General features: G+C 61.2%; 3 protein-coding genes. All 3 read left to right on the top strand.

Going from position 1 to position 5,428, the window contains the following annotated elements; all coding sequences use genetic code 11:
• The first annotated feature begins 96 nt into the window (after positions 1–96).
• Positions 97–495, top strand: a complete 399-nt coding sequence (locus QZY03_RS24945) for a GxxExxY protein (protein WP_295585639.1) — start codon at positions 97–99, stop codon at positions 493–495.
• A gap of 159 nt (positions 496–654) precedes the next feature.
• Positions 655–4,956 carry a hypothetical protein gene (locus QZY03_RS24940; RefSeq protein ID WP_295585638.1) on the top strand — a complete coding sequence of 1,434 codons (4,302 nt, stop codon included), beginning with the start codon at positions 655–657 and terminating at the stop codon, positions 4,954–4,956.
• An 81-nt stretch (positions 4,957–5,037) separates the two neighbouring features.
• A partial coding sequence (locus tag QZY03_RS24935) for a hypothetical protein (protein WP_295585637.1) occupies positions 5,038–5,428 on the top strand: 391 nt, incomplete at its 3' end.

Genomic DNA, 5,428 nt, shown 5'->3' with positions numbered 1-5,428 from the left:
GGCACAAAGGACACTAAGGAAAAAAAAGAATTCTTTGTGTCCTTTGTGCCTTTGTGGTGAGTCTTATGAGTCTGTGCTTTAAGGGGTTAGGCTGCCATGCAATCGGGATCGGACGTTAGAGATCAGGCCAATGTTCTTGCCTCTGTGGTCGTCGATGCAGCGATCGAGGTGCATCGGATTCTGGGGCCAGGGCTATTGGAGTCCGCGTACGAAGCGGCGCTTGCCTACGAGCTTGGGTTGCGCGGCATCACCGTCGAGCGCCAGGTATTGCTGCCCGTACATTACAAGGGCGAATACTTGGATGCCGGCTTTCGATTGGACCTCGTCGTGGGGAAGTTGCTCATCGTGGAATTGAAGGCGGTCCAGCATATTGAACCGATTCATGAAGCGCAGTTGTTGACCTATTTGCGCCTGTCCGGCCGGTGGCTGGGTCTGTTGCTGAATTTCAATGTGCCACTGATGAAGAACGGCATTCGACGCATGGTCAACGGCTGAAAAGATACACTACAACAAAACTGTCGGAGAAGAGTATTCACCACAAAGGCACAAAGGACACAAAGAAACACTCTTTCTTCCTTTGTGTCCTTTGTGCCTTTGTGGTGAAATCCTCTTCCCGCATTGTTTGTGCCTTGGTGGTAAATGGAGGGCCGCGGTATGAGCGAGTTGAAAGAGATGGATTTGACGCCGGAGTATGTCGCGGGGCTGGCGCAGCGGCATCGCTGGGCGGCGACTGGTGTCTCGGACTATCCGCCGCGGGACCCGCTGGTGGGGCAAACGCGATTCTTTAACCGCTACAGGACCTTTATCCGGACGGTGGATCAGGACCAGGACAACTTTGCCCATGTGTTCGCGGTGGAGGGGGAGTGGGGTCGCGGTAAGTCCAGACTCGGCCACGAGCTGATCGCCCAGATCAATGACTGTTCCAAGGGATGGTATGTCCGTGGCGAGACGGATGCGCTGGCGTCTGCCACCTTGTTCGATGACGCCCACCGACGTGATGAATACCTCGGGCTCTATATCCGTTACTCACAGTTGGCGTCGGACTATCAGAACTCGGACAACTGGTTCGCGTTCGGGCTGTACAAGGCGCTGCTGCCGTTGGCGACGCGGGCCTTCGATGGGTCGATCCAGAGCGAGATCGCACGCCAAGCACTGCGGCGCCTGGAGCCCGAGGGCTTCGATCCCGCACGCCTGCGTGAACTGCTGCAATTGGCTGCGGCCCACACGGAGGAGCAACTCTATTTCGAGCCCACGCTGGTCGTCGACCTGGTCCAGGCGGCCTATGGGTATCTGCGCGATTTCGGCATCCGCTATGTCCTGGTGGTGCTGGACGAGTTGGAGACGGTGGCCGAGGCGGCGACCTTCGGGTTGGAACAGGACGAGGCCAAACGCATGGATGGCCAGGCGATCCGCCTGATCGGCAAGGCCATCAAGGAGGAAGACCCCCGCCGCGCGCTGCCCTGGCTGCGCTACGTGGCGCTCTGCTCGCCGCTCTTGGGGCAACAACTGCGCGAGATCCAGTCCACGGAGAGGCGGTTCGAGCTGGTGGAACTGGAACACAACGCCTTTGCCGACGTCTCTGATTACCTGGGGCAACTGCGTTTGGCGCGCAAGCTGGCCTTCGACTACCCACGGGGTCTGGTCGAGGCGGCCTACGCCATGAGCGGGGCCAATTTCGGCTGGTTCAACGTCATCATGGCGAACGTCGATGCCGTGCTGGAGCAGTTCACCGCTGCCGGGAGGCCGATCCCCGACACCGGACTGGTGTTCGAGGCGGTGCTGGCCGGCTCGGGACGGGTGGCCGCCCATGTGCTGGACGACAACGCCATCGAGGGCATCGATACCGCAGACCAGGCGCTCTTGGCATGCGCCCGGCAGTTGCTGTTCGGTCAGTTGCCGATGGCGTTGCGCGATTGCCCGCCGCGCATGACCGAATTGCTTGACCACCGCAACGAATACAGTGAACCGGTTGCCAGTCGCTACCGCCGGGTGCGGTGGGATACCCTGGAGTGTCGGCGGGCCTTGGAGGAGGCGAAGTTCCAGCGGGAAAAGGAGGAGTGGTTCTATCCCGGCGTGGAGCAGGGGCTGAGTCTCCTGGCCCTGCTGCAAAACCTGCGGACCTTCGCCATCAAGGAGTCGGAACCGGACGCCTTGCTGATTCCGTTGTCGCACGGTGAGTTCAAGCACCTGGTCGGTCTGTTATATGGTCACCCGGCCGCCGAGTTCGCGGCCGATGCGCTCTGGCAGAAGTTCGTCGGCACAGACAAGGAACTGGGGCCGGAGGAGGCAACTCACATCGGGCCGAGTGTCGCGATGTTGCTGCGGCTGGATCTGCGCTATCGCACGCAACAGAACAACTCGATGATCTTTCGGGACCCGGGCTACGCGGATGCCCACAGCGCGGGTATACGTGCCTTCGAGCAGCACTGCCGGGCGGATCTGAACCTGCGGCCACGTACCCGCCTGACGGGCCTGTTCCGGCTGCTGGATCGCAACTGGCAGTATGACGAGCCGGCCTATCCCAATAAGGACACTCTGGTGGTGCAGGCCGCCCCCCATGCGCGGGGCCGCGGGGGCAAAGGGGGGCTTCAATTCTGCGACGCCTTGATGCTGCATCCGGAGAATCAGGCCTGGTTTGCCTGGGTGAGCAGTGCGGAGGAGCTGAACCGGCTGCACGCGCTGGCGTGCCGCGTGCGCGGGGACGACGGCCGCTTCCCGGTGATGGCCTTCACCGGTTCCCTGGGTGTCCGGGATTACTACGATAAGGGTGGATTCGACGCCGACCCCAGGTATGGCAAGGACGACATCCTGCTCTATTACCTCAACAGCTCCGAGCTGGATGTCGTGGAGCGGATCGGGTTGCTCCCACCCTACCGGTCGGGCTTCGAGCTCAAGGACGAGGCCTTCACGACCAAGTTCAAGAGTCGCCTCCACGGCATTCGGGACTTCACTTACACCGCCATGGCCCATTGGCGCCACCGCCTGGACACCCGGGGCCTGATCGCCTGGCCGCTGCGCCCCGGGGGGAAGCTCAACCCGGAGGAGCGTGACCTGCTGTTTCGGGGTTGGCGTTTGTTGGCGATCGAGGAGCCCAAGCTCGGCGGACTCCAGGCGCTGCTACCCGGGCATGGGGTGGATGCACAGGCTCTGGCCGCGCTGTTCGGGCGTTTGACGCTGAGCAGCCGGGTGGTGAGTCAGGGCTATGACAAGAACGAACACGCCGGCTTGTTTCTGGACCTGGATCAGCCGGAGCAGGCGCAGGCGCGCTTCCCGCCGTTCCTGGCCCGGATCGCGGACCCGAGCAAGTCACGCGCCTGGACCTTGGAGCAGGCACGGGCCAACTGGTACTGGGGACACTTATCGAGCGCTTCAGGACTCTCCGCCAAGAACGTCTTTGAGGATTGGATGTGGTGGTGTGCCGGGTTGCACCTGCTGAAGATTGAGGATGAGACCCTCAAGACGCCAAAGTGGGTACAGGTCACGCGGGCCGAGTTGAAGGCTGGGGTGCAGATGGCCGGAAACTGGCTGGACGGTCCGACCGCGGACGGCTACCGGGCCGCCGTGAAGACGCTGGAGCGAGTCTATGGCATGGACAAGATCCCCGGCTATTTTGCGCCCAAGGGTGCCGCGCCCCAGGGTACCCAGACGACGGAGGCACTGGATCGCATCGACACGGCAGAGCACCTGCTGGCGGATTTGGCGGCACAAGAGCAGGCCCTGACGGAGGTGAATGATCTCAAAACAACCCGCGACCGCCTGCCGGCTTTGATCAAGGCGCGCGCTGAGGTCCGGGCCCTGGTGCGGTTGGTGCGTCCGGAGCAGGTACCCAAGGTCACGATCGACCATGTCCGCACCTTGCGCCTGGAAGACACCCGGCTGTCACTCTATGAGCGGGTGGAAAGCGCCCGGCTCTTTGCCGAATTCGTCGATCGGACCGGGACGGCCATTGCCGGCCAGGCCAGCGGCCTGATCGCCCGCATCAATGCCGACAAGGACGCGCAGCCGCCCTTCCCGCGGCGGCTGTTCACGCTTTCGCTGGAGACCATCAGAAATATCCTCGCCGGCGCCTTGGCGCGGACGGCGGACACGGCCACGCAGCAGGAGGAAACCAACGCCGGCAGCGAGACCCTGCTGCATTTTCTGCGCTCCCTGCAATTGGACAAGGCCTCCGAGCGCCTGGATTTGCTGGGCCATGAGGTGGGCTATGACCCCCTGACCGGCGTCACCAAGCCATTCGAGGAGATCGGCGGCGACATTCTGCACGCGTACCGGCAATTCAAGGAGAAGTACCAGAGCGCCTGGACCCAGACCGCGGCGGTCAGGGTCCGTATCGACACGGCGCGACGGGTGTTGGACCCGTTGCCGACCGACTACGCAGGCGCTGATCACCCTGCCTTGCTGGAGGGCTACGTGGACCAGTATCAGCAGATCGCCGACAGTTTCAATGAACTGGAGGAGCAGGCGGACGAGCAACTGAAGAAAATTCACGGGCAGGCACGTAAGGGCCAGTTTGTTGCCATCCGGGACGTGCCGGACACGCTGATGAAGTCGCTGATCACCCAGTCCGCAATCCTGGGCGGCAGGCTGCAGAAGATCGAAAACGTCATTGTCGGCTACCAGGCAGCGAAGCTGGAGGCTGCGAACAACGGCCTGCGCGTGCCGCTCAATCCGCTGTTGCGAGCGCGCGGGCTGGCGCCGATCCCGCCGCTCGGGATGACTGAGGTGGACGCCCTGTCGCTCCATGACCTGAATGTCGAGCTTGATCTTCAGGCACAGGAATGGCGCAGGTCGGCCGAGAGTGCGTTGGCGGACACCGGCATGACCGTGGAGCGCTGGTGCGAGATTGCCGGAACCTTGTTGGCCGACCAGCAGCCGAGCGTATCGAACGAGGAGCAGCAGGTGCTCGTCGACAAGAACATCCTCCAGGCCCGGCTCGCCTTTGGAAACGGCATCTGATCCAGGAAGAAGATTCACCACAAAGGCACAAAGGGCACAAAGAATTTATTTTTCTTCCTTCGTGTCCTTTGTGCCTTTGTGGTGCATCTTCTCTTCAGCCAGTTCAGAGCGCGAATGGTGCGGCATGAAGAAGTTCACCACAAAGGCACAAAGGGCACAAAGAATTCATCTTTTCTTCCTTTGTGTCCTTTGTGCCTTGGTGGTGAATATCTTCTCTTGCTATGTGGTGACTATGACCTGGGGCGAGAACCGGTGCCTTTGTGGTCCATCTTCTCTTCAGCCAGTTCAGAGCGCGAATGGTACGGCATGAAGAAGTTCACCACAAAGGCACAAAGGGCACAAAGAATTTATTCTTCTTCCTTCGTGTCCTTTGTGCCTTTGTGGTGCATCTTCTCTTCAGCCAGTTCAGAGCGCGAATGGTGCGGCATGAAGAAGTTCACCACAAAGGCACAAAGGGCACAAAGAATTCATC

It is taken from the genome of uncultured Lamprocystis sp. (assembly GCF_903933125.1).
GTDB lineage: Bacteria > Pseudomonadota > Gammaproteobacteria > Chromatiales > Chromatiaceae > Thiodictyon.
This window is presented reverse-complemented; position numbering and strand designations above follow the sequence as displayed.

Excerpts from the sequence above, each read along its gene's own strand:
- QZY03_RS24940 (WP_295585638.1), top strand. The coding sequence starts at position 655 with ATGAGCGAGTTGAAAGAGATGGATTTGACGCCGGAGTATGTCGCGGGG.
- QZY03_RS24945 (WP_295585639.1), top strand. The coding sequence starts at position 97 with ATGCAATCGGGATCGGACGTTAGAGATCAGGCCAATGTTCTTGCCTCT.